Below are 24,381 nucleotides of genomic sequence, written 5' to 3' on the forward strand. Positions count from 1 at the left end.
ACGGGCGTGATCAGCTACAGCTACACCCTGGTCGATAACGAAACCCACCCGAACGCCAATGGCGCCAACAGCGTCGTAGAGAACTTCAGCGTCGTCGCTACCGACACCGACGGCGACAGTGCGACCGGGCAGATCAACGTCAACATCGTCGACGACTTGCCGCTGGCCAAAGCCGACACGAGCTCGGTAATCGAAGGTAATATCGTCAGCAGCAACGTGTTGCTCAACGACGCCACCGGTGCAGACGGCGCTGCTGCCAGTGGAGCGGTGGTCGGCGTGCGTGCCGGCGCCAACACCTCGACATCAGCCATAGGCGGACTCAACAGCAACATCAACGGTACTTACGGTTACTTGACGCTGGATGCGGCGGGTAACGCGGTCTATCACAGCAACCCGAACTCGGTCGGGGCTGCGGGGGCTACGGATACCTTCACGTACACCATTCGTGACGGTGACGGCGACGAAAGCACCACCACCATCACCATCGATGTGGCCAACAGCAATATCAAAGCCGTTGTGGACACTGACGTGACCGTTTACGAAAAAGCCCTGGACCTGAGCAAGGGCGGCCTGGACCTGGCGGCCGGCACAGTCATCGGCAGCGATCCGGGCAACACCGGAGAAACCGCGTCCGGCACGCTGGTTGGCTCGGTCACCGGTGCCAGCGGGGCGATCACCTATACCCTGGTCGGCAGCGCAACCGGCAGTTACGGGCAAATCCTGCTCAACGCCGACGGCAGCTACACCTACACCCTGACCAAACCAGCGAGCACTTCGCCAAACGCCAACGACGGCCCAAACACCCTCAGCGAAAGTTTCACCTACAAAGCCACCGATGCGGCAGGCAACAGCACCACCAGCACCATAGTGGTCAACATCGTCGACGACGTGCCCAAGGCAGTGGCTTCGGATCGTTCGGTGACGGCGGTGGAGATCGACTCCAATCTGCTGATCGTGCTCGATGTCTCCGGCAGTATGGTCGACCCTTCCGGCGTACCGGGCCTGTCGCGGCTGGCCCTGGCCAAGCAGGCGATCAGCGCCTTGCTCGACAAGTACGACGACCTCGGCGATGTGAAAGTGCAGCTCGTCACCTTCAGCAGCAGCGCCACTGACAGGACTTCGGTGTGGACCGATGTGGCAACCGCCAAATCGCTGCTCGCCGGCCTCATAGCGGACGGCGGTACCAACTACGACGCGGCCGTGGCGATGATGAAAACGGCGTTCAACACCTCGGGCAAACTCACCGGAGCGCAGAACGTCGGCTACTTCTTCTCCGACGGCAAACCCACCAGCGGACAGGAGATTGGCACCACTGACGAGGCCTCGCTCAAAACCTTCCTCGATGCCAACAACATCAAGAACTACGCGATCGGCCTGGGCAGCGGCGTGAGCAACGCCAACCTTGATCCGCTGTCCTATGACGGCATCAGCCACACCAATACCAATGGCGTGGTGGTCACCGACCTCAATCAGCTCAACTCGGTACTGTCCGGTACCGTGGTCGGCGCGCCGGTCACCGGTTCGCTGCTGGGCCAGGGCGGTACATTCGGTGCCGACGGTGGTTTCATCAAGACCATCACGGTGGACGGCACCACGTACACCTATGACCCGCACGGCAACAGCAATCAGGGCTCCCTGAGTTTCAGCGGCGGCGCCAACAACGGCACCTTCATTACCGCCAGCAACTCCCTCAGTATCGCTACCAACAACAGCGGCACCTTGCTGATCAACCTCGACACCGGCGACTACACCTACATCTCGCAGAAAACCACATCGGTAGTGCTCACCGAGAACATCGGCTACACCGTCAGCGACAATGACGGCGATCTCGCCAGCTCGAACCTGACCATCAAAGTGATTCCTAACGCACCACCTGTGGCGATGGACGATAACATCATCACCAACGTGCTGTCGGGCAACATCGTGGTGCCGGGTGAACTGCTGCTGGCCAACGACACCGACGCCAATGGCGACCCGCTCAATGCATCACCAACCAGCTTCGACACCGGATGGAAAGCCAAAGGCGCGGACTTCACGGGCTCCGGTGCTGTCTCTTTCACTGGCAGCAACGCCAATAACCCGCTCAACCAGAACCTCGCCAATGTCCGCAATTCTTTCAAGGTCAATGGCTCGACCATGACGGCGGTATTGTTGGTCACCGGTTACCTTGGCCAGATCTCCGGCTCTAATGCCAACGATGAAGACCGCATCACCGTCCACCTGAAGAAGGGCGAAACTCTCAACCTGAATCACGACCAGGCGACCGGGCAGATCGGCATGGAGTATTCGATCGACGGCGGGAGCTACATTGGCATCGCCGACGGCCAGACCATTACCGCGGCTGCGGATGGGATCTACCAGATCCATCTCATCAATACGCCCAATGGCTCGAGTGGTAGTGGTGTCAACGATGCCGAAGACTATGTATTGACCATGACAGTCAACTACGCCGGAGCCCAGACCACGCCGGATTATCACGGCACTTACACCGCCAACGACAGCCACGGCGGCAGTGACAGTGCGGCTGTGACCATCAGCTATCAGGAAGGCCAGACGCTCACTGGCACCGGTGGAGATGACGTGCTGGTGGCGGGCACTGGCACCAATATCATCAATGCCGGGGACGGCAACGATGTGCTGACCGGCGGCTCGGGCAACAATGAAATGCACGGCGATGCCGGCAACGACTTGCTCTACAGCGGCCCGGGCAACGACGTACTCGACGGCGGAACCGGCAGCGACACTGCCAGCTATGCCCATGCCACCGCCGCCGTGACGGTGAACCTCGGTACGCTTGTTGCGCAAAATACGCTCGGCGCGGGTACAGACATCCTGACGGGTATCGAAAACCTTGCCGGTTCCAACTTCAATGACACCCTGACCGGCAATAACAGTAACAACGTGATTACCGGAGGCCTGGGCAACGATGTGCTCAGTGGCGGCGGTGGCGATGACCTGCTGATTGGTGGTCTGGGCAACAATAGCCTGTCCGGTGGGGCCGGGGCAGATACCTTCCAGTGGCTCAAGGGCAACAGCGGCCATGACGTCATCTCCGACTTCACCCCTGGCACCGATAAGCTCGACCTGTCGCAACTGCTGCAAGGGGAGAACGGCACATCGGCCTCGCTGGATGACTATCTGCACTTCACGGTCACTGGCAGCGGCGCAGCCGTGACCACCAGTATCGATGTCAGCGCCATGGCCGGCGCCGCGTCGAACCAGACCATCGACCTGACCGGCGTCAACCTGGCCAGCTACTACGGCGTGACGCCGGGGGCAGGTGGAGTGGTGGCCGGGGCGGATACCGCGACCATCATCAACGGCATGCTCAATGATCATTCGTTGAAGGTGGATACGGTGTGAATAAGGGGGGCTAAGCGCAAAGAATCGCAGCCTGTTGCAACGTTGCGGCAGGTTGCGATCTCAACTGTGGGACTCAGCCAACCAATCCCTTCCAGTTGTGCCCGGTTCAACTGTGGGAGATTCTATGGTTGAGGGCAATCCCTCAACTGACTGAGTACATATCCGTTGCTGCGGTAACGGCGGCTTATGGTTTCGCCCTTACGGCGAGTCACTTTTAACAAACGCCTTAAAAGTAACCAAAAATGCTTGCCCCAGCGTCCGGCCCCTCGCTTAGGCTCGGCGTTCCTTCGCTCCGGTGTCCATTCGGGGGCATCGCCTCCGGTCGGCTTCGCTTCGACCTCCTCTCGATGTGTTCGACTTCGTCGAACGGCGCTGCGCGCCTACCCCCCGGATGAACACCTCCACTCAGCCTCCCGAAGGGGCGGGTGGATCAAGATCAAAAGCTGCAGGCGAGCTAACGCTCGGCCTGTTGAGTGGTGAAGAGCGGCGGCGGGTGTGCGCAACTTTGCTTTTGCTCTTCTGTGAGAACTGGCCTGACAGTGATGGCGGCCTGACAGCCGACCTAAGCTCCAGGTTGCCCCCAATCCCTGTGGGAGCTGGCCTGCCAGCGAAGGCGGCCTACGAGCCGACCAATCTCTTGCTGATGCACACAGTTCAAATTGTAGGAGCTGGCTTGCCTGCGATGGCGGCCTGCCAGCCGACCAATCTCTCTCGGATACACCAGGATCCAATGGTGGGAGCTGGCTTGCTAGCGAAGGCGGCCTGACAGCCAACCCATCTCCTGCTGGTGTACGCAGTTCATCAGTGTGCCGGCTTGCTCGCGAAAGCTGGGGGCAGTCACTGTCGCCGTTGAATATCAAATCGCTTTCGCGGGCCAGCCACGCACACAAGATGGCGTAGATCTGCAGGAGTGTGGCTTGCCTTCGATGAGCGCTGACGCGATTAACCTGCAAGAATCACATCGGCTCCGGCGCTCCGATCAGGCGTCCCATCGCGCCGAATATGCCCAGTTCCCGAATGACCTCCAATTCGCCCTGGGTCTCGACCATCTCCGCAATCAGCGGTAGATCGATACTGTGGGTCGCGCGAAAGATGGCATCGATAAACAATCGCTTGTCCGGTTGCTGGTCAATGCTGCGAACGTAGGCACCATCGATTTTCAGGTAAGCCAGTCCCAGTTGGGTGATGTTGCCGATCTGGCTGAAACGCCCACCGAAGTGTTGCAGACCAATGCTGTAACCCGTGTCGAGCACGCTATGGGTCAGACGTTGCAGCTCTTGTGGGGACGGCAGTTGGCGCTCGTCGATTTCCAGCGTCAGCAACGGCGCCAGTTCCGGAAGCGATTGCAGCAGGTCGACGATTTGCCGTACTTGCGCCTGATCGCGCAGCGTGCTGCCGGACAGGCTCAAAGCCAGCGGCCAGCGGTTGATCACCAGGTAATCCAGTGTCGCCTCGAGCATCGCCAGATCGAAACGCGCTGACCAGCCGAGGCGCTCGATCCAGGGCAGGAAATGTCCGGCTGCAATTGCCTCGCCCTCGGGATCGAGCAGGCGCGCGAGTACTTTGTGATGCAGTACCTGGCGGGTATCCGAGCATTGCACCACCGGTTGGAAATACAGCTGCAGTTTGCCTTGGGTCAGCGCGTCATCGATCCAGGTCCGCCATTCGTGCTGTGAATGGTTGACCATACTGTCGCTGTGGCGCAGTTGAACCCAGGGCCGCTCGGGGTGCTGCGCGGCCTCGGTCAGCGACTGGTCGAGGCGCAGCAATACATCGCCGGCAGCTTCACCTGGATGGTAGGCAACGATGCCCAGATGGGCGACCGGCATGCAGTCGCTGGCACCGGTCAGGCGCATGTTTTCCAGGGTGACGCTGATCTCGGCCACTAGGCGAGCGGCGCCCGGGATGTCCAGGCCCGGCGCCAGCAGGCTGAACTCACCCCCCCGGTTTCGCGCCGCCAGCCAGGTACGGCGCTCAGGCAACTGGGTTAGACGCTTGAGCAACTCTGCGACTGCGCCGATCAACTCGTCGGTGCCTTGGCCACCCAGACGCTGGTTCAGGCCGGCCAAATCGTTGATCCGCAGCATCAGCAAATGACCGTCGCGGCTCTGTTCGCATACCTGCAATTGGTCGGCAAGTTGCTCATCCAGCAAGCGCCGGTTAGCCAGTTGGGTCAGGCTGTCCAGGTAGGATTCGGCGCGCAGTTGTTCACTGCGAACGGCCTCTTCGGCAAACAGCCCCTTGAGCTTTTCCACCATCTGATTCATGGCCAGCACCACCCGTTTCAACTCCGGAGTGCGCGGCAGCTTGGACTGGCTGAGGAACTCGCGTTTGCTGATGGCTTCGGCCTGACGGACCATTTTGTCGAGCGGGCGAAATTGTCGGCGCAACATCCAGCCGCCGATCACCGCGCTGAGCAGACCGCACAACAGCAACCAAATCAGGCTGCCGACGGTGCTGTCCCAGAGTTTGTCCAGGGCAAATTGCGGATTGCTCACCACCTCGATGCGTGCAGCCTGTTGCCAGCCGCGCATGATCAGGGCATCACCACCTTCGGGGCGCAGCTTGACCAGGCGGATAAACCAGCGCGGCACATGGGCCGATTTCGCCGGTGCACTGCGCTCCAGCAGCGTTTGCTCATTCGCGATGTCGATGATGCGGATGCTGCTGAAGTAGCCACTGTCGAAGAACGCGCTGACCATCGATTCCATCCTGGCCGGATCATCGGGCTGCGCGGACAATGACAGGCCCAGCGCGGTAGCGGCATCCTGGGCGTGGGCACGCAATTGGCTGAGCGTCTGCTCGCGAGAGCTTTCCAGGCTGACAAAAAAGCTGCCGCTGAAGGCCACCAGCAAAAACAGGCAGATGGCCAGAAACAGTTGATTGCGCAAAGTCATGAAACGCTCCTTGCAGGTGCGACTAACCGTCGCCTACATCGAACCCTTCGGCTTGCATTTTTTTCAGCACGTCCTGCCAGCGCGACAGTTTTTTCGAGTCGCTGCTGCGTTGACCGCCGTTCTTGCCTGGCAGGTACAAGCCTTCGGCGTTGAAGGCATATACCGGCAGCAGGTCTTTACGTTGGGAGGCGGGGCGGATGTCGCCGATCAGGTTATCCAAAACCAGAGGGTCGGCCGTGGGGCTGCTGTAGAAGGTCAGCACCATGTGCGCCTGGTTCTGAGCCAGCGCCTTGACGTAGGTGATACGCAGTTTTTCACTGGGGATACCGAGCTGGCGCAGGCTGAAGTATTTCGCCAGCGCATAATCCTCGCAGTCGGCGGCACCCCGGACCAGGGCTTCCACTGGGGTGGCCCAGTAGTCGGTCTGGCGCCAGATGCGAGTATCGTCCTGAAAATTCAGTTGCTGATTGAAGAAGCGATTGACCGCATTGAGTTGTTCGCGCTCATCCGCGCTGCGTTCTTCATTGAGCATATGACTCCAGGCTTCGATCCGCGCGCGCGCCGGACCCAGGGAGCCGTAGCGTTTTTCGGCCGATAGCAGAATCTGCGCAAAGTCCCAGTTGGCCCGGACAGTGCCAAGCCCGAACAACAGCAATCCCGCCAGCAACAGCGATCCGCCGAGCCGAAGTCGGGGCGTTGACCTTCCTGGACTACGCGGACTGCGGAACATGCCTGGCTGCTCGAGTGCGGATTGGTGAAGTCTAGGTGGTGTTTGAAGCGGGGCAGGGCAGATCGTCGGCAACAAGGCAAAAGATCGCCTCCAGCGGAAGCTCCTAACGCAGGGTTTTCTGCCGCAGGATGTAGAGGGTTACCAGCACCGCACTGGTCAGCATGAAGCCCCGTGCCCATGGCAACGGCACCAGATAGCAGGAAAACAGAATGCTCAGCCACATCAGGCCAATGGCGTAGACCTTGCCTTTGAGCGGAATGCCATGACCGTCGAGATAGTCGCGTATCCACGGGCCAAGTCGTGGATGACCCACCAGCCATTGATAGAAACGTGGCGAACTGCGGGCGAAACAAGCGGCCGCCAGCAGCAGGAAGGGGGTGGTGGGCAGCACCGGCAGGAAAATTCCGATCACCCCCAATGCCACGCTCAGCCAGCCGATGGCCAGCAGCACGTAGCGCAACATCAGGGAGCGGTTGCCTATGGGGTTGTCCATAGGCAGAACCTTAGTGGTGACGTGGCTTGAGGATCGCCGGTTTTTCGTCTGGCGCATTGCACAGCAGGTACAGCGCGGTCAGGGCTTCCGGGATCTGCACGATCATGTCGTCCATCAGATTGGCGTCTGCGGCGATGTCGGAGAACTCTGGCTGCTCGTCGAACAGACCCGAGCCGACCATGATCGGCAGCAGCATTTCGCTGACTTCGTCTTCGGCGGTTTCGAACCAGGCTTCTTCGCGCAGGAACACGCCTTCCATGAAACCGATGCACCAGCCGCGCAGTTCCGAATCATCCGGGTCTTCGCCCAGGTCCAGGTCGCACGGCAGCTCGAACTCTTCATCGGAGGCCAGTTGGCGGGCGATGTGAGCCTTGAGGCCGATCAGCGTGGCTTCGATTTCTTCGCGCTGGGCTTCGCTGCTGTAGTGCGGCTCTTCGGCGAAGAGCGCATCGATCCATTCACGGTCCGGAACGACTTCGGAACAGATCGACAGGGCGGTGAGGTAACCGTGGGCGGCCACGTAGTCCAGCGCCTCGTCATGCAGTTCGTCGGCGTCGAGGAAGACTTGCAGGCGGGTTAGTTGCTCAGCGAAGGACATTAAAGGACTACCTTGGGGAATGTTCGATGCGGGAATTCTAGGCCTTCTTGAGCGCTCAGGCCAGCCGCGCGGCATATTTGCAGCGTATTCCCTGTAGCAGCGAGCCTGCTCGCGAAAAACGTCCAGACACCGCGGGCCTTCAGACAGCCCGCGTCATCGTTGCCGTCCATCGCGAGCAGGCTCGTTCCCACAGTTTTGGTGTTCCATGGGCTGTGTCTTATCAGCGGTGCCCTGCGCAAGGGAGGCCTCGGGTATACTCGCGCGTTTTGTGATGCCCTGCTGGCTTCACGGCTGAAATGTGAAGCGTCATGCAATGTGCACTTACGATTTGTCGGTGCAGTGTTGCGGGTTCTGAACCAGCCTTGCAGGGATGTTTCGGTGATTTTTGGAGTTTTTATGCTCGAACAGGCTCAACGCGTCCTCAAGGACATCTTCGGCTACGACAGTTTCCGTGGCCGCCAGGGTGCAATCATTGAGCGCGTGGCCAGTGGCGGCGATGCCCTGGTGCTGATGCCTACCGGCGGCGGCAAGTCCCTGTGCTTCCAGGTCCCGGCGCTGCTGCGCGATGGCCTGGCGGTGGTGGTGTCGCCGTTGATCGCGTTGATGGACGACCAGGTCGCCACCCTCGAAGAGCTGGGGGTGGCTGCCGCTGCATTGAACTCCACCCTCAGCGCCGAGCAACAGCGCGACCTTGCGGCCCGCATCAAGCGCGGCGAAGTCAAAATGCTTTACCTCGCCCCCGAGCGCCTGGTTCAGCCACGCATGCTGGCCTTCCTGCAGGGGCTGAATATTGCCTTGTTCGCCATCGATGAAGCGCACTGCGTGTCGCAATGGGGGCATGATTTCCGCCCGGAATACCTGCAGTTGGGCCAGTTGGCGGAAATGTTCCCCGACGTGCCGCGCATCGCCCTGACCGCCACCGCCGACAAGCGCACCCGCGAGGAAATCGTCACCCGTCTGCACCTGCAGGATGCCGAGCGTTTCCTGTCGAGCTTTGACCGGCCGAACATCTTTTATCGCATCGTGCCCAAGGAACAGCCACGCAAGCAGTTGCTGGCTTTCCTCGCCGAACGGCGCAGCGATGCCGGCATTGTTTATTGCCTGTCGCGCAAAAAAGTCGAGGAGGTCGCAGCATTCCTCAGCGAGCAGGGTTTCCCGGCGCTGCCGTACCACGCCGGGCTGCCTAATGATCTGCGTGCCTACCACCAGAAGCGCTTCCTCAACGAGGAAGGCCTGATCATGGTCGCCACCGTGGCGTTCGGCATGGGCATCGACAAGCCCAACGTACGCTTCGTCGCCCACCTCGACCTGCCCAAATCCCTGGAAGCCTATTACCAGGAAACCGGGCGTGGTGGCCGTGACGGCCTGCCGGCGGATGCCTGGATGGCCTATGGCCTTCAGGACGTGGTGATGCTCAAGCAAATGTTGCAGAACTCCGAAGGCGATGAGCGCCACAAACGTCTGGAGCAGCACAAGCTCGATGCCATGCTCTCGCTGTGCGAAGAGACACGCTGCCGCCGTCAGACCCTGCTGGCCTATTTCGACGAAGACATGCCCGAGCCCTGCGGCCACTGCGACAACTGCGTCGATGGCGTGCAGACCTGGGACGCCACCGAGCCTGCGCGCCAGGCGCTTTCGGCGATCTACCGCACCGGCCAGCGCTATGGCGTCGGCCATCTGGTGGATGTATTGCTGGGCAAGGACAACGAGAAGGTGCGCGGCATCGGCCATCAGCACCTGTCGGTCTTTGGTGTTGGCAAGGCCATGGCCGAGGGCGAATGGCGCTCATTGTTCCGTCAGTTGGTGGCGCGTGGCCTGGCCGACATCGATCTGGAAGGCTACGGCGGCTTGCGCTTGAGCGACAGCTGCCGGCCGCTGCTCAAAGGCGAAGTTACCCTGGAACTGCGACGCGACCTCAAGGCGCAGACCTCGGTGAAAAGCAGCAAGAGCCAGGCCAGCCAACTGGTCCGTGGCGAAGAGCGCGAACAGTGGGAAGCCTTGCGCGCCCTGCGGCGCAAACTCGCCGAGGAACATGGCGTGCCGCCGTACGTCATTTTTCCCGACTCGACCCTGCTTGAAATGTTGCGCAGCCAGCCGACCTCGCTGGCGGAAATGGCCCGGGTCAGTGGCGTCGGCGCACGCAAGCTGGAACGTTATGGCCAGGCCTTCCTCGAAGTCCTCGGTGGTCAGGTCGAAGCGCCGAAAGTGGTGGCCGATGTGCGCCACGAGATGATCACCCTGGCTCGGGCCGGCATGACTCCGCTGCAGATCGCCGGGCAGTTGCAATGCTCGGAAAAGAACGTCTACACCATGCTTGCGGAGGCGATCGGCAAGCAGCAATTGTCGCTCGAACAGGCCCTGGATCTGCCCGAAGACTTGCTGGGCGAAGTCCAGGACGCCTTCCTCGACGGCGAAGGCGAATTGCCTCCGGTTTCCGAGATCGCCGCGCAGTTCGCGGGCCGGGTGCCGGAAGGGGTTTTGTATTGCGTGCGGGCTGCCTTGCAGTCGGAGTTCGAGATTTGAGAAAACTGTGCTGATGATGTAACGATTCAGTACAGATCAAGCCTTGCCTACAGGCAAGGCTCATGCTTAGCTGACTAATAATTAGTATTTCTCTATTTTCAGTCTAACCATGAGTGTTTTATGCCGTTAACCGATCAACACCGCTTTGGCATGCAACTGGCCCAGATGTCGCGCGGCTGGCGTGCCGAACTGGACCGTCGTCTGGCCGGCCTCGGGCTGTCCCAGGCGCGCTGGCTGGTGCTGTTGCACCTGGCGCGCTTCGACGAAGCACCGACCCAACGCGAGCTGGCACAAAGCGTGGGCGTCGAAGGGCCGACCCTGGCTCGTTTGCTCGATAGCCTTGAAGGCCAGGGCCTGGTGCAACGCCAATCGGTGCTGGAAGATCGCCGGGCGAAGAAAATCGTCCTCTGTGCTCCGGCGCGCCCCCTGATCGAACAAATTGAAACCATTGCCACGCAGTTGCGCCTCGAACTGTTCGCCGGCGTCGACGAGGCGGATCTGGCGGTCTGCATGCGAGTTCACGGGCACATCCTGGGCAACCTTGAAAAACCTTGAGGCATAACCAACCGCCAGGCTTTTGAGAAGGTCTGTTGGGCGGACTATAAGAACTACTCGGCAAAAACGTGTTCGTACCGGATGCACAAACACGTGCCGGTTGGTTCTGGTTCTCCAAGGGATGCTCATGCTCAAGAGTTGGCAGTTGGTATTGCGCAGTTGTGCGCGGTTTTTTCTGGCTGGAGGCGTTGTCACTTATTCGGCGTTGGCGCCCGCGCTGGGCCTGGGTGAGATCACCCTGCATTCGGCGCTGAACCAGCCATTTCGCGCCGATATTGCCCTGGTGGATGCCGCCGGCCTTGAGCAGAGTGAGCTGACGGTCAGTCTCGCGTCCGCAGAGGAGTTCAGCCGCGCGGGCGTCGAGCGGGCGGCCTTCCTCAGCAGCCTGAAGTTCACCCCGATCCTGAGGGGCAATCGCCGCCTGATCCAGGTGACATCGAGCAAACCGGTCAATGAACCTTTCCTGAATTTCCTTGTGCAGCTCAACCAACCCAACGGGCGGTTGCTGCGTGAATACACGGTCCTGATTGATCCGCCGGGCTCTGCGGACATTGTTCCGGCCGATGAGGAACCGGTTACCCCGTCGTCCGCCTTCCCGAGCGTGCAACCTGCCACTGTCCCGCCGGCGAGGACAAAGACTGCGACCACGAGTGCGGGCCCCGTTCCATCGACGCAAGCCTCCATGGCCGACTCCTCTGCCGGACAACTGGCCGAAATTGATCTGCACAACCGGCAGCTGCAAGCCTCCATCGATAAGCTCAATGCCAGGCTTGAGGGTCAGGACGAGCAAATCGTCGAGCAGAAAAAGCAGCTGGCCGAACTGCACACCCAATGGCTGGAACTCAGGGAGGCGGCGGGAGCCGCTACTGTCATCGCTCAACCCCCCTCGACGGACTGGCGGCTGATGGTCGGCATGCCGGCAATTGTGGCGTTGCTGATGCTGGCCTGGTTGATTCGTCGTCAGCGCCAACGAACTCACCCTGAACCAGCGGCACCATTGCTATGGGGGGATGCTTCAAACCATGCAGACAATGACCGGGGTTTTACCGAAACGGCGTTCAACGAGCAGAGCCTGCAGGACATTCGCAGCAGCATTGCGAAGCAGGGCCTTTGCAGCCCGGTGGTTACGACGGTGGTCGCTGCGACCCCGGTGGCAATACCCGATACGTGCCCGGACGAAGAATATCAATTGAACCTGGATGACCTGTCCATGCATACCAGTCAGAGCCCTGAATCTGCCCAGCAGTCACCCAAGGTTGGCCGAGTCGACATTGCCGGCCTGTCGCTGAGCCTTGAACCTTTAAGCCTGGACTCACTGAACCTTGAACCGGGCGCAGCAGGCGATGCCCGCAGGTGAACCGCTCAAGCGCTGCTGGCCGGGCTATCATGGTCGCGTCCTGGGATTCTGGAATCTGACCTCATCATGACTGCAAGCAAACCGGAAATCGTCATCACCTATTGCTCGCAATGCCAATGGTTATTGCGCGCGGCCTGGCTGGCCCAGGAACTGCTCAGTACCTTCACTGACGATCTGGGTAAAGTCTCCCTCGTGCCGGGCACTGGCGGGGTTTTTCATGTTTTCTGTGACGGTGTGCAGATCTGGGAGCGCAAGGCCGACGGCGGTTTTCCTGAAGCCAAGGTGCTCAAGCAGCGGGTCCGCGATCAAATCGATCCGGACCGCGACCTGGGGCACAACGACCGTACTCAGTGAGAAGCTGCTTCCGCGGCAACGGCCTTTTTGCTGGAGCTGCCGGCGAGCCTGCTGGAGACCACGATCGCCACAATGATCAATGCACCGCCGATCAACATGCGTACGGTCGGGTTTTCATCGAACAGCAGCCAAGCCACGGTGATGCCGTAAACCGGCTCCAGGGCAAACACCACGGCGGCGGTGCGCGCCTTGATCACGGCGAGGCTGGCGACGAATAAACTATGGGCAACCCCGGTGCAGAACACGCCGAGAAGGCCGATCCACAGCCAGTCGAGGGCGCGCACTTCGCTCAATTGGGGGGCCGCGACCGGCAGCAGGCACAGGGCGACTACCACGTTCTGGCACAGGGCTGCCTGCACCGGCGGGATTCTCCCGGAGCTGGCGCGGTTGGTCAGCGACAGCAAGGCGAACAGCAGGCCGGAGGCTATCGCCCATAGCAGGCCGGTGGTGGCACCGCTGGCCAGGTCAAAGTCAGGTGTGACCAGCACCAGCCCGACGCTCACCAGTACTACCAGCAGTATTTCGTTGGCGCGAATCCGCTCGCGGAAGATCAAGCCTTCGAGGATCACCGTGAACGCCGGGAAGCTGGCAAAGCCCAGGGTCGCAATCGCCACGCCCGCAACCTTCACGGCTATGAAGAAGCTCACCCAGTGCCCGGCCAGCAACAAACCGCTGAGCAACAGGCGGCGCCTGTCCACGGCGGCAAGGGGCTGCCAGCGAGTCTGGCTGGCGAACCGGGCGAAAAACGCCAGCGCCAGCACCGCGAAGGCGGCACGGCCGAAAACGATGATCGCCGGCGAAGCGGCGGCGAGCTTGCCGAACACTCCGGTCAGGCCGAACATGAGTGCGCCGATGTGCAGGGCGCCGAGGGCGGTACGGGGAGTCATTGCATTCCTTGATGACAAACGAACAGATGCATCATTGAAGCGCGTAACCAATCACCAAGTCTGTCGGCAAACTAGCGCTTTTTGTCGCCAGCCTCGCGTCGCAGTTTGCCCGGCGATGCCCCGAATTCGCGAAGCACAGCCGCTGCAAAGGCACTTTGCGAGCTGTATCCGACGCGAACGGCGATCTCGCCGATGGGCAGCGCTGAGTCACGCAACATTTCCACGGCCCGGTGCAGGCGCCGACTGCGGATGTAATCCATCGGTGTCTGCCCGCATTCGGCCATGAATCGTGCATGCAGACGAGCGCTGGAGAGGCCTGCGACACGGGCCAGGTCAGCCACTTGCAATGGATACGCCGCGTACTGGTCGATGTGCGCATTCAATGCCGCATAGGGCAAGCGTCGACCGCCGATGGCGTCGGGCCTGGCATGGTTGAGGCTGGCCAGCAGCAGCACCGCACCTTGTTGCGCAATCAGCGGATCATCGACCGGGCTGCTCGCCAGCCAATTGACCAATTGATTTTGCCCGGCATCCAGGGCCAGCCGGCCGGCGGTGTCGAGCAAGCGGCGGCTCGATTCAGCGTGATCGCCCAATGACTCGGCAACCCATTGATCATCGGGCACATCCAGCACCAGGCAACGGCTGCCATTGGCGCTGCCGCACGCATGGTGAGCACCGGACGGCACCACCAAAAAACTCTGCTGGACCACCTGACTGCCCCGGCCGTCGACCTCGAAATCCAGCGCACCCGACAACCCGAACACCAATTGCGCGTGGTCGTGGCTGTGGACGATCAGGTCCTGGCTGTATTGGCGTAGCGTGAGGATCGGTCTCATCGAAGCTCTCCCGGATCAGGTTGCCAGTCTACACCGGGCTCGGCCGAAATCGCTGTCACAAGACTGACTTGACGCTGTCATGGCGCATTAACCGGGTCGCAGCAAAATTGGCGAAACTTGCCCAGAGGGTTGCCCATGACCAGCGCCGAGCTCGCCAAACCCACCCGTAAGCAACGTGTGCGGACCTTATGGATTTCCGACGTGCACCTGGGCACCCGGGATTGTCAGGCGGAACACCTGTCGCAGTTTCTCAAGGGTTATCACGCCGACAGGATCTATCTGGTCGGCGACATCATCGACGGCTGGAAACTGCGTGGCGGCATGTACTGGCCCCAGGCTCACACCAACGTGATCCGCCGCCTGTTGACCATGAGCAAGCGCGGCACCGAGGTGATCTACGTCACCGGCAACCACGACGAATTCCTGCGCCGTTATTCGAAGCTGATTCTGGGCAATATCCAGTTGGTGGACGAAGCCGTGCACGTCACCGCCGATGGTCGTCATCTCCTGGTCATCCACGGCGACCAGTTTGATGTAATCACCCGCTACCATCGCTGGCTGGCCTTTCTCGGCGACTCAGCCTACGAATTCACCCTGACCCTCAATCGCTGGCTGAACCATTGGCGCGCCCGGTATGGCTACGGCTACTGGTCGCTGTCGGCGTACCTCAAGCACAAGGTGAAAACGGCGGTGAGCTTTATCAGCGACTTCGAGGAAGCCATCGCCCACGAATGCGTCAAGCGCGAACTGCACGGGGTAGTGTGCGGGCATATTCACCATGCCGAGATCCGCAAGGTCGGCGAGGTGGACTACCTCAACTGCGGGGATTGGGTGGAGTCCTGCACGGCGTTGATCGAGCACTGGGATGGATCGATCGAGTTGTATCGGTTGGCGGATGCCCAGGCGCGGGAGGTGCAGTTGAAAACAGGGAACGTTGCAGAACCGGTTTGAGGGGTGTTGTGTTTCGGCGGGCCTCTTCGCGAGCAAGCCCGCTCCCACAGGGTTGCGTGTTGAACTCAAAATCTGCATACGACACAAATCACTGTGGGAGCGGGCTTGCCCGCGAAGACGGCAGCACAGTCGACATCGCAAAACCTGTCGGACCGTTTGAACGAATCACGCCGGCGCGTGTTCTTCCATCGCCGCCTTGTAGATCGAATTCTTCGGCTGCGCAAACACGCGTTCCATCATCGGCTCGAAGAAACTCAACGCCAGTGTGTCGTACGCCGGATCAAACGCCGCCGCATCGTACTTCGCACAAAACTCGACGGTCGCCTGATACTGCGGGTGATCCTTGAATTGCTCACGCAGATGCCGGTCCATGCCCAGGTGATGAAAGAAGTAGTAGCCCTGGAAAATCCCGTGTTTCTCCACCATCCATAGGTTCTCGGCACTGACGAACGGCTTGAGGATCGCCGCCGCAATGTCCGGATGGTTGTAGGAACCCAGGGTATCGCCAATGTCGTGGAGCAGGGCGCAGACCACATATTCCTCGTCGCGGCCATCGCGCCAGGCACGGGTGGCTGTTTGCAGGGAGTGGGTCAGACGATCGACCGGGAAACCGCCAAAATCACCCTCCAGCAGCTTCAGGTGCGCGACAATCCGCGTCGGCAATTGTCGGGCGTAGGCACTGAAGTCTGCGGCGATGATCGCCCAGTCTTCCTGCGTGCCATCCTTCATGTGGGTGAAACCGGCGGTGGCATTCATCGGCAGTTCTCTTGTGACGCAGGGTGACTAGAACGGAACACGCCCCAGAATCATGTCCCGGTACATGACGAAATCACCGAGCAGGCTGTAGAGGGGATGTTGAAAGGTTGCCGGGCGGTTTTTCTCGAAGAAGAAATGTCCGACCCAGGCAAAGCTGTAGCCTGCCACTGGCAAGATCCACAACAGCGTCCATGCACCACGGCCAATGGTCAGCGCCAGAATAAATATGACCAGGGTGGTGCCGATAAAGTGCAATCGTCGGCAGGTACTGTTGCTGTGTTCGCTGAGGTAGTACGGGTAGAACTCAGCGAAGCTGTTGAATCGTTTGATGTTTTCCACGACTGCGATCTCTGTGGTTATTGTTCTGACGGCAAGTTGTTCTGCGGGAAGCTTATTTGAGTCTAGAGTGATCATTGGTGCCAGCCAGTGACAATAGGCGCCACTTTAGTATCCTTCGCAAATCAGCCGCGTCAGACGGCACAACCAGACAGTAACCGCCATGAGCGAACGAACGACTTCTGCAAGCTGGGCGATGGGGATTGTAAAAGCGCTGGAGATGGAGGGCCTGGACTGCCGGGTTCTGTTTAGACAGCTAGGGCTCGACTACGCGGCACTGGACGATCCGGATGCGCGCTTCACGCAAGATTCCATGACGCGGCTGTGGCAACGTGCGGTCGAGTTGTCCGGCAACCCGGCCATTGGCCTGAACATGGGCAAGGTAGTGCGCCCGGCCTCTTTCCATGTGGCCGGTTATGCATTGATGTCCAGCCAGACCCTGGCCGCAGGTTTCGAGCGGCTGGTGCGCTATCAGCGGATCATTGCTGAAAGCGCCGATTTGAGTTTTCGCCTGGTGGATGAGGGTTACGCGCTGATTCTGACGGTCCACGGCGATCACCTGCCGCCCACCCGACAAAGCGCCGAAGCGTCGCTGGCCTGTGCCTTGGCGCTGTGCGGCTGGTTGACGGGGCGTACGCTGCAACCGCGAAAAGTCATGTTTCAGGGCAGCGAACCGGCCAATCCGGAACCGTACAAACTTGCCTTCCATGCGCCGCTGGTGTTCAGTGCGCCTTACGATGCGCTGATTTTCGAACGTGCGGACATGGAAGCACCGCTACCGACTGCAAACGAGGCCATGGCGTTGCTGCATGACCGGTTTGCCGGTGAATACCTGGCACGCTTTTCCGAAAGCCGGGTGACCCACAAGGCGCGACAGGTGCTGTGTCGACTGTTGCCCCAGGGCGAGCCCAAGCGCGACACCGTGGCACAGACGTTGCACCTGTCCCAGCGCACCTTGCAGCGCCGCTTGCAGGAAGAGGGCACGAGTTTTCAGATCCTGCTCGACGACACCCGACGTGAACTGGCCGAGCAATACCTCGCACAGCCGAGTATGACCCTGCTGGAGATCGCCTATTTGCTGGGGTTTGCCGATCCGAGCAATTTCTTTCGTGCATTCCGGCGCTGGTTCGACGCCACACCCGGTGAGTTCCGGATGCGGCTGATGCAGGCGCCAGCGGTTGTCAGTGACGCCAAAACGCCGGAATACACAGCACGAACACCGTAATGATCTCCAGTCGGCCGAGCAGCATGCCGAACGAGAGAATCCACTTGGCGGCATCCGGCAGAGTGGCGAAATTGCCCGCCGGGCCTATCGTCTCGCCCAGCCCGGGGCCGACACCGGAAACGGTACTGGCCGCGCCCGTGAGTGCGGTCATCCAGTCGACGCCAAGCAGCGAAAGCAACAATGCGATCACGCAGATGGTGATGGCGAAGAAAAATGAAAAGGTCAGGATCGAGCGCACGATCTCTTCATCGAGGCGGTGCCCGTTGTACTTCTGCTTGATCACCGCGCGGGGGTGAATCAGCTGGTTAAGGTTGGCCTTGAGCAGGATATAAGCGACCTGGAAACGGAAAATCTTGATACCACCGGCTGTCGAACCGGAACAACCACCGACAAAACCCAGATAAAAGAACAACATCAGCGAGAAGTTACCCCACAGGCTGTAGTCCCCCAGGGCGAAGCCGGTGGTGGTGACCACCGAAGTCACGTTGAACGCCACGTGCCGCAGAGCCTCCAGCCAGTGCAGCTGGGTGGTCCACCAGTACCAGGTGCCGAGCACCAGCCAGGTGACCAGCAGCATGCCGAGCAAGCCTTGTACCTGCTGGTCCTTGATCAGAGCACGCCGGTTGCCACGCATGGTCGCCACGTACAGGGTGAACGGCAGGCTGCCAAGAATCATGATGACGATCGCCACCCAGTGCACGGCGGGTTGAGTCCACTTGGCCATGGACTGGTCGGAGGTGGAAAAGCCGCCGGTGGAAATGGCTGACATCGCGTGGTTGATGGCATCGAAGGGGCTCATCCCGGCCCACCAGAGCGCCAGGCTGCCGAGAATGGTGATGCCGACGTAGGCCACCACGATCAGGCGCGCCACCATGTGTGAGCGGGGCATGACCTTTTCCGAGCGGTCCGACGACTCGGTCTGAAACAGCCGCATGCCGCCGATGCGCAGCAGTGGCAGGATCGCGACCGCCATGCCGATAAAGCCGATGCCGCCGATCCAGTGCAACAATGAGCGCCACATCAGAATGCCCGGGGACATATTGTCCAGGCCCGTGAGCACGGTCGCCCCCGTGGCGGTGATGCCGGACATGCTTTCAAAGAAAGAGTCGGTGTAGCTGATGTGCTGGGTCAACAGGAACGGCAGCGCGGCGAAGATACACACCACCAGCCAACTGCTGACGGTCAGCAGGTACATGTCCCGCGGACGCAGGTGCACATGGTCGGGACGCCCCGGTATGACCAGCGCAAGCCCGGCAACAAAGGTAAACATGCTCGCCCAGAGGAACGAAGGCAGGTCGCTGGTGCGGTCAAAAACGACCAGCGTGGCCATGGGCACGACCATGGCGATCGCCAGGGTGATCAGGAAGATGCCGATGATGAAACCAATGATCCGTAAGGTCGGCAACGCCATGAAGTCCGCTCGGGCTGAAATAGGGAAGGGCGCCATTCTACCCGCGAGGCAGGCCATGTAAACCGCACTGCAACGGTAGTTACAGCTAGAATAGCTGCACAATTTTTTCTGGAGGTGGCCGATGCAGGCTCTCGACGCTTTGCTCAACCGTGTTTCCGTTCCCCGACTGCTCGATCCGGCCCCCACCGCCGAGCAGCGCGAAGTGCTGTTTGCCGCTGCCATGCGTGCACCGGATCACGGCCACTTGCAGCCCTGGCGTTTCCTCACTGTAGAAGGCGCAGCGCGCGAGCAAATGGGCGAGTTGCTCGCCCAAGCGGCGAAGTTGCAGGACGGCGAAGTCACTGAAGCGGCGATCGACAAGGCGCGAAACGGCCCTCTGCGGGCACCGCTGGTGGTGGTCGTGATCGCGCGGGTGCAGGAGCACGTCAAGTATCCGAAGTCCGAGCAACTGTTGGCAGCCGGCTGTGCGGCCCACGGGATTTTGCTGGCCGCCTATGCGCAGGGTATCGGCGCGGTGTGGCGTACCGGTGATCTGGCCTATTCGCCGCACGTGGCCAAGGGGTTGGGACTGGCCGAAGGGGAAGAGGTGATTGCGTTTCTGTACCTTGGCACGCCGCAGAAAGAACCGCGGGTGGCGGAGAAGGTTGATCTGGCCGAGTTTGTCAGCGCCTGGCCAGGTAGTCGCTAAGCCCACAATTCCCTGTGAGAGCGGGCTTGCTCGCGAATGCGGTGTGTCAGATAACGATGAATGCGGCTGACACACCGCATTCGCGAGCAAGCCCGCTCCCACAAGGGATCAGGGTTAAACGATAGTGCCAGGTACCAATGGCAATTCCAGGCTGGCGATGAAGCCGCCTTCCGGATGATTGGCCAGCACCAGGCTGCCGCCATGGCGCTCCGCCGCCCGCCGGGCGATGGCCAGGCCCAGGCCATGCCCTGCGGTTGTCTGGCCGGGGGCTCGATAGAACGGCTCCCCTAGCTGATTCAAATACTCTTTCCCGACGCCAGGCCCATGGTCGCGCACGCTGACCACAATTCGCTCGCCCTGCCGCGAAGCCTGCATCTCAATTGCCTGCCCCACCGGGTTGAAGCGCTGGGCGTTGCGCAGCAGGTTGTCGACCGCCCGCTCAATCATGGTCGGCCAGCCGGTGAGATTCAGCTGCGGCTCGGCCTTCAGTTCGACGCTTTGCTCCGGCGAACCCAGTTGTGAATCCTTTTGCAGGTTGCCCAGCAGCGCATTGAGGTCGACCGGTTCAGCACTGGCATTATCGGAATCGACCCGTGCCAGCACCAGGATTTCGCTGATCAGCGCCTCCAGCCGGTCGCATTCGCGGGTCAGGCGCGGCCAGAGTTGTTCCCGTTCCTGCGGACCGGCCCGTTCCGCCAGGGCCAGGGCAATGCGCAGACGGGCGAGGGGCGAGCGCAGTTCATGGGACACATCGCGCAGCAATTGCCGCTGGCTGCCGATCAGACTTTGCAGGCGTGCGCCCATGCGGTTGAAGTCGTTGGCCAGGACGCCGAACTCGTCCCGGCGACTGGCCAGTTTGACCAGACTGTTCTGTTGATAGGTGGTTTGCCCGAGGTCGTGCACCGCACCGCGCAGGCGGCTGAGCGGGCGGGTGATGGAAAAGGTCACCAGCAGACTGAACAGGGTCAGTACCACCAAGGCGATCCCCAGTGCACTGAGCGGCCACAGCAGGCTTTCACGGTGCCATGCATCCAGTTCCGGATGGCGGATGCGATAGATCAGCAGGTAGGTGTCACCGGTTTTTTCGCTGGTGTACTCATCGGTCAGACGCCGCCAGGGCAGGCGCCGGTCGTCGCTGTTCTGCCTGGCTTCAAATGCCGCAGCGCGCCGTGGGAAGGTGCCGCGCACCACCGGGTCGCCGCTTTCGTTGAGCACCTGAACGTCGAAGTGATAATCGCGCTTGCGCTGCTCAAGAATGGCCTGGGCGGCTTCCTCGCCCTGGGATTCATAGGTTTGCGTCCATTGTTCGGCCAGGGTGTTGAGGCCGGGGTGGCGACTGAGGATCCACGCGTCCTGGTTGAGCATGTGCCCGAGCAGTATGGAAAGCCCTGCGACCAGAGCGATGGCCAGCCAGAAGCTGGCCAGGATTCGCCAGAACAGTGAACGCACAGAAAATCCTCGAAAAAACCGGATCTATGTTGGAGACCAGTGTGGAGCGAGCTTGTGTGGCGAGGGGGCTTGCCCCCGTTGGGGGGCGTAGCCCCCCCACAAAAGTCGTCAGCCTTGAATCGCAAAATGTTGGCAGATTTTTGCGATTGCTGCGCAATCGAACGGGGGCAAGCCCCCTCGCCACACTGGCTTGCTTGGACATTTTAAATGGCGTCAGACCCCAAGGTGTGAACCGTCGGGTCCGGTGTTAATGCATTATTGCGCTTTTTGCGGCTGTTGCGCTTTCCACGCTTTGAATTCGGCCCATTCTGCGCGACGTTCAGCCCGTTTTTTCTGGATTTCGTCGAATTTCTTCTGTTGATCCGGTTTCAACAGGGCACGGACGTCGGCTTCGGCTTTCTGGTGCTTGGCCGCCATCTCGTCTTTCAGGGCTTTCTGGTCGGCCGGCGAGAGTTTTTCCAGGTACTTGTCGACCAGTTGCTTACGCTCATGCATCTGCTCGCCCATGATCTTGCGGATCTGCTCGCGCTGTTCGCGGCTCAGGTCCAGTTGGCTGTACGGGCCTTTACCGTGCATGCCGTGCATCTGACCGCCGTGGTGCGCACCATCCATCGGGCCCGCGCCTTCAGGCATGGCCATGGCAACGGTCGGCAGGGCAGCAGCGAACATCAGAGCGATAAGAGTCTTGCGCATGGTGTATCTCCTTGTCTCATTCCCGGTACGTTCCGGATGAGTTCAGATTACGCAGATCAAGGTCAGCCGCGGTCAGCGAAGCGTAAAGCTTAGGTAAAGACGGCTTTCCATCGAGCTGACAAAACTGACGAATCCTGTAGGGACCGCGTAGTGTCAGAGTCAGGTTTTAGAGGCTGTAGTAGTAACCACGGCTACGCAAGGCGACGATACGCGCACGCCCGTCAGGGTGCGGGCCGATCTTTTTGCGCAGGTTGCTGACGTGCATGTCCAGGCTGCGGTCGTACAGGGTCAGCTTGCGGCCGAGGGCGATTTGCGCCAGTTCCTGTTTGTCCAGGGGCTCGCCGGGCTGCTTGAGCAAAGCTTCCAGAATACGGCTTTCGGAGACGGTGAGGGTGAATTCCTGGTTGTCGATACTGACTACGCCGCGCACCGGGCTGAAGCACAAGTCGCCCAGTTCGATCTGGCTGGACACCGCCGCGGGGTGACTGCGGCGCAGCACCGCACGCAAGCGAGCAGTCAGTTCCCGCGGGTCGCAGGGTTTTGCCAGGTAATCGTCGGCACCAAGTTCCAGGCCGAGGATACGGTCCAGGGGTTCGCCCCGGGCGGAAAGCATCAACACCGGCAAGTCCGGGTGATCGCTGCGCAGTTGCTTGAGCAGTTCCAGGCCGCTGCCGTCGGGCAGCATCACGTCCAGCACCACTGCCGCCGGGGAGGTTTCGGCCAGCGCCCGACGGGCGCTCTGGCCGTCATGGCAGGCGCGTACCTGAAAACCTTCCTGGCTCAGCCAACTGACCAGAAGCTCGCACAGCTCCTGGTCATCATCAATAAGTAACAGCTCGCTCATGACTCACTCAATTTAGCCATTGTCGACGTCTTCGATTGGCCCCACTGGCGAAAATACCGCACAGCAGAGCTGTCAGTGCTACTGCGGCGCCGATGACGAACCATTGTTGCTGGTCGGTCAACAAGCGTGGCAGCGGGTTGCTGGCCTGGATTTCCTTGAGTTGCAGTTTCAGGCGCTGATTGTCCTGGCGCAACCGGGCCAGCAGGGCGCTTTCACGTTCACCATCGGCAGTTTGCAATTGTTTGCTCAGATCTTCTCGTTGCCGTTCGCTTTCTTTCAAGCGCTGTTGCAACTCGTTGATCTGGCTGCCAGCGCTCAGAGACAGCGGCGTTGAATTGCCGCCTTCGTCGCTTTCTTCACCGTGGGCGGGCGCCACGACCGACAACGTGACCAACATCAGACACAACGGACCTTTGCGCATCGCGACTCCTGGTTCCAATACAAGTATTGGGCAGTTTGTCGGCCGGCAAACGGGAATGATGAGCGATTGAGAGCGCGATGAACCCATAAGGTTCATCGCGAGGGGAAAAATTACGGCAGGACTTGCTTGAACGGCTTGACCAGAACATTGGCGTAGACGCCTGCAGCGATATACGGGTCGGCGTCGGCCCAGTCCTTTGCGGCGCTCAGGGAATCGAACTCGGCAACGATCAGGCTGCCGGTGAAACCCGCTGCGCCTGGATCATTGCTGTCGACCGCCGGGTGCGGGCCGGCCAGTACAATGCGGCCTTCGCCCTTGAGAACCTGCAGACGCTCAAGGTGCGCAGGTCGTGCGGCCAGGCGGGCTTCCAGGGAGTTGGCGACGTCTGTGGCAATAATTGCGTAAAGCATGTCAGTCCTCGGTTTTTGGCGTGGTGGTTTCGCTATCGTGCAGATGACGGGACAGGTAGATGCCCTGGCCGATCAGGAACAGCAGGGTCATGCCCAGGCTGCCGAAGACCTTGAAGTCGACCCAGTAGCTCTGGAAGGTGAACGCGACGAACAGATTGGCGGCACCGCAAAACAGGAAAAACACGATCCAGGCGATGTTCAGGCGCGTCCACACCGGCTCCGGCAGGGTCAGGGCGTGGCCCATGATGCGCTTGATCAGCAGTTGATCACCGATGAAGTGACTGCCGATGAAGCCCAGGGCAAACAGCCAGTTGACCACCGGGGCTTTCCATTTCAGGAAAGTCTCGCTGTGGAACGCCAGGGTCAGGCTACCGAAGACCAGGCAGGCGATGAGGGTCAGCCACTGGCTCTTCTCCAGCTTGCGCTGCTTGAAGAACAGGGCGCCGTAGACCACCAGTGAGCTGATGATGAGCATCGCCGTGGCACTGTAGATACCGCCTACAGTGACCTCGTGACCGGCAATGTCGACGACGCGTGGATCGGTTTTGAAAACGATGAAAAACAGCAGGAGCGGGATGAAATCGATGAATTGTTTCACAGTGGC

23 protein-coding genes are annotated in these 24,381 nt (G+C 60.5%); 8 read left to right on the forward strand and 15 right to left on the reverse strand.

Going from position 1 to position 24,381, the window contains the following annotated elements:
• A partial coding sequence (locus AC07OG_RS22765; RefSeq protein ID WP_495068158.1) for a beta strand repeat-containing protein occupies positions 1-3,363 on the forward strand: 3,363 nt, incomplete at its 5' end.
• A gap of 956 nt (positions 3,364-4,319) precedes the next feature.
• On the opposite strand, the gene AC07OG_RS22770 is transcribed toward AC07OG_RS22765, so the two are convergent.
• The 4 genes from AC07OG_RS22770 to AC07OG_RS22785 form a co-directional block, all read right to left on the reverse strand.
• Positions 4,320-6,260, reverse strand: coding sequence for an EAL domain-containing protein (locus AC07OG_RS22770; RefSeq protein ID WP_495068159.1), 1,941 nt, complete (start codon positions 6,258-6,260; stop codon positions 4,320-4,322).
• Positions 6,261-6,282: 22 nt separating this feature from the next.
• Positions 6,283-6,990: a cysteine protease LapG gene (lapG, locus tag AC07OG_RS22775; RefSeq protein ID WP_495068160.1), complete on the reverse strand. Its 708-nt coding sequence runs from the start codon at positions 6,988-6,990 to the stop codon at positions 6,283-6,285.
• A gap of 103 nt (positions 6,991-7,093) precedes the next feature.
• Entirely contained in the window at positions 7,094-7,483 is a 390-nt protein-coding gene (locus AC07OG_RS22780; RefSeq protein WP_218425220.1) for a YbaN family protein, read from the reverse strand.
• 10 nt (positions 7,484-7,493) lie between these two features.
• Positions 7,494-8,081 (reverse strand): UPF0149 family protein, encoded by a 588-nt coding sequence (locus AC07OG_RS22785; RefSeq protein ID WP_056853071.1) that lies wholly within the window; start codon positions 8,079-8,081, stop codon positions 7,494-7,496.
• A gap of 396 nt (positions 8,082-8,477) precedes the next feature.
• Here AC07OG_RS22785 and recQ point away from each other — a divergent pair, with 396 nt between their 5' ends.
• The 4 genes from recQ to AC07OG_RS22805 all read left to right on the forward strand — a co-directional run bounded on the left by recQ (position 8,478) and on the right by AC07OG_RS22805 (position 12,870).
• Entirely contained in the window at positions 8,478-10,604 is a 2,127-nt protein-coding gene (gene recQ, locus AC07OG_RS22790) for a DNA helicase RecQ (RefSeq protein WP_060541336.1), read from the forward strand.
• A gap of 120 nt (positions 10,605-10,724) precedes the next feature.
• Positions 10,725-11,159: a MarR family transcriptional regulator gene (locus tag AC07OG_RS22795; protein ID WP_060541337.1), complete on the forward strand. Its 435-nt coding sequence runs from the start codon at positions 10,725-10,727 to the stop codon at positions 11,157-11,159.
• Between the two features lie 127 nt (positions 11,160-11,286).
• Positions 11,287-12,516: a type IV pilus assembly protein FimV gene (locus AC07OG_RS22800; RefSeq protein ID WP_495068161.1), complete on the forward strand. Its 1,230-nt coding sequence runs from the start codon at positions 11,287-11,289 to the stop codon at positions 12,514-12,516.
• Positions 12,517-12,582: 66 nt separating this feature from the next.
• The gene (locus tag AC07OG_RS22805) at positions 12,583-12,870 is read left to right on the forward strand and encodes an Rdx family protein (RefSeq protein ID WP_060541339.1); all 288 of its coding nucleotides are present in this window, start codon (positions 12,583-12,585) and stop codon (positions 12,868-12,870) included.
• On the opposite strand, the gene AC07OG_RS22810 is transcribed toward AC07OG_RS22805, so the two are convergent.
• Together AC07OG_RS22810 and AC07OG_RS22815 are read right to left on the reverse strand one after the other, a co-directional pair.
• The gene (locus AC07OG_RS22810; RefSeq protein WP_060541340.1) at positions 12,864-13,757 is read right to left on the reverse strand and encodes a DMT family transporter; all 894 of its coding nucleotides are present in this window, start codon (positions 13,755-13,757) and stop codon (positions 12,864-12,866) included. The two genes, AC07OG_RS22805 and AC07OG_RS22810, sit on opposite strands and share 7 nt — an antisense overlap.
• Before the next feature lie 71 nt (positions 13,758-13,828).
• Complete coding sequence (locus tag AC07OG_RS22815) at positions 13,829-14,593, reverse strand: helix-turn-helix transcriptional regulator (protein ID WP_218425217.1); 765 nt, start codon at positions 14,591-14,593, stop codon at positions 13,829-13,831.
• A 135-nt stretch (positions 14,594-14,728) separates the two neighbouring features.
• Between AC07OG_RS22815 and AC07OG_RS22820 the strand changes: the two genes are divergently transcribed.
• Positions 14,729-15,544: a UDP-2,3-diacylglucosamine diphosphatase gene (locus AC07OG_RS22820; RefSeq protein WP_495068162.1), complete on the forward strand. Its 816-nt coding sequence runs from the start codon at positions 14,729-14,731 to the stop codon at positions 15,542-15,544.
• 165 nt (positions 15,545-15,709) lie between these two features.
• Here the strand turns inward: AC07OG_RS22820 and AC07OG_RS22825 are convergent, their stop codons facing one another.
• Both AC07OG_RS22825 and AC07OG_RS22830 read right to left on the reverse strand, forming a co-directional pair.
• Complete coding sequence (locus AC07OG_RS22825) at positions 15,710-16,300, reverse strand: HD domain-containing protein (protein WP_218425215.1); 591 nt, start codon at positions 16,298-16,300, stop codon at positions 15,710-15,712.
• A gap of 27 nt (positions 16,301-16,327) precedes the next feature.
• On the reverse strand, positions 16,328-16,639 hold the full coding sequence (locus tag AC07OG_RS22830; protein WP_060541344.1) for an Mpo1-like protein: 312 nt from the start codon (positions 16,637-16,639) through the stop codon (positions 16,328-16,330).
• A 160-nt stretch (positions 16,640-16,799) separates the two neighbouring features.
• On the opposite strand from AC07OG_RS22830, the gene AC07OG_RS22835 reads away from it, so the two are divergent.
• Complete coding sequence (locus tag AC07OG_RS22835) at positions 16,800-17,861, forward strand: AraC family transcriptional regulator (RefSeq protein WP_495068163.1); 1,062 nt, start codon at positions 16,800-16,802, stop codon at positions 17,859-17,861.
• Here the strand turns inward: AC07OG_RS22835 and AC07OG_RS22840 are convergent.
• Positions 17,818-19,272, reverse strand: a complete 1,455-nt coding sequence (locus tag AC07OG_RS22840) for a TrkH family potassium uptake protein (protein WP_495068164.1) — start codon at positions 19,270-19,272, stop codon at positions 17,818-17,820. The genes AC07OG_RS22835 and AC07OG_RS22840 overlap by 44 nt on opposite strands.
• A gap of 121 nt (positions 19,273-19,393) precedes the next feature.
• On the opposite strand from AC07OG_RS22840, the gene AC07OG_RS22845 reads away from it, so the two are divergent.
• Positions 19,394-19,960: an NAD(P)H nitroreductase gene (locus AC07OG_RS22845; RefSeq protein ID WP_495068165.1), complete on the forward strand. Its 567-nt coding sequence runs from the start codon at positions 19,394-19,396 to the stop codon at positions 19,958-19,960.
• 114 nt (positions 19,961-20,074) lie between these two features.
• Here the strand turns inward: AC07OG_RS22845 and AC07OG_RS22850 are convergent, their stop codons facing one another.
• The 6 genes from AC07OG_RS22850 to AC07OG_RS22875 all read right to left on the reverse strand — a co-directional run bounded on the left by AC07OG_RS22850 (position 20,075) and on the right by AC07OG_RS22875 (position 24,375).
• On the reverse strand, positions 20,075-21,409 hold the full coding sequence (locus AC07OG_RS22850; RefSeq protein ID WP_495068166.1) for a sensor histidine kinase: 1,335 nt from the start codon (positions 21,407-21,409) through the stop codon (positions 20,075-20,077).
• Between the two features lie 255 nt (positions 21,410-21,664).
• Positions 21,665-22,102, reverse strand: coding sequence for a Spy/CpxP family protein refolding chaperone (locus AC07OG_RS22855; protein ID WP_060541349.1), 438 nt, complete (start codon positions 22,100-22,102; stop codon positions 21,665-21,667).
• A gap of 166 nt (positions 22,103-22,268) precedes the next feature.
• Positions 22,269-22,946: a response regulator transcription factor gene (locus AC07OG_RS22860; protein ID WP_495068167.1), complete on the reverse strand. Its 678-nt coding sequence runs from the start codon at positions 22,944-22,946 to the stop codon at positions 22,269-22,271.
• 7 nt (positions 22,947-22,953) lie between these two features.
• On the reverse strand, positions 22,954-23,367 hold the full coding sequence (locus tag AC07OG_RS22865) for an SH3 domain-containing protein (protein WP_060541351.1): 414 nt from the start codon (positions 23,365-23,367) through the stop codon (positions 22,954-22,956).
• Positions 23,368-23,477: 110 nt separating this feature from the next.
• Positions 23,478-23,777: a YciI family protein gene (locus AC07OG_RS22870; RefSeq protein ID WP_060541352.1), complete on the reverse strand. Its 300-nt coding sequence runs from the start codon at positions 23,775-23,777 to the stop codon at positions 23,478-23,480.
• 1 nt (position 23,778) lies between these two features.
• The gene (locus AC07OG_RS22875) at positions 23,779-24,375 is read right to left on the reverse strand and encodes a septation protein A (protein ID WP_060541353.1); all 597 of its coding nucleotides are present in this window, start codon (positions 24,373-24,375) and stop codon (positions 23,779-23,781) included.
• Positions 24,376-24,381 lie beyond the last annotated feature (6 nt).

It is taken from the genome of Pseudomonas sp. GW821-FHT09H03 (genome assembly GCF_059415945.1).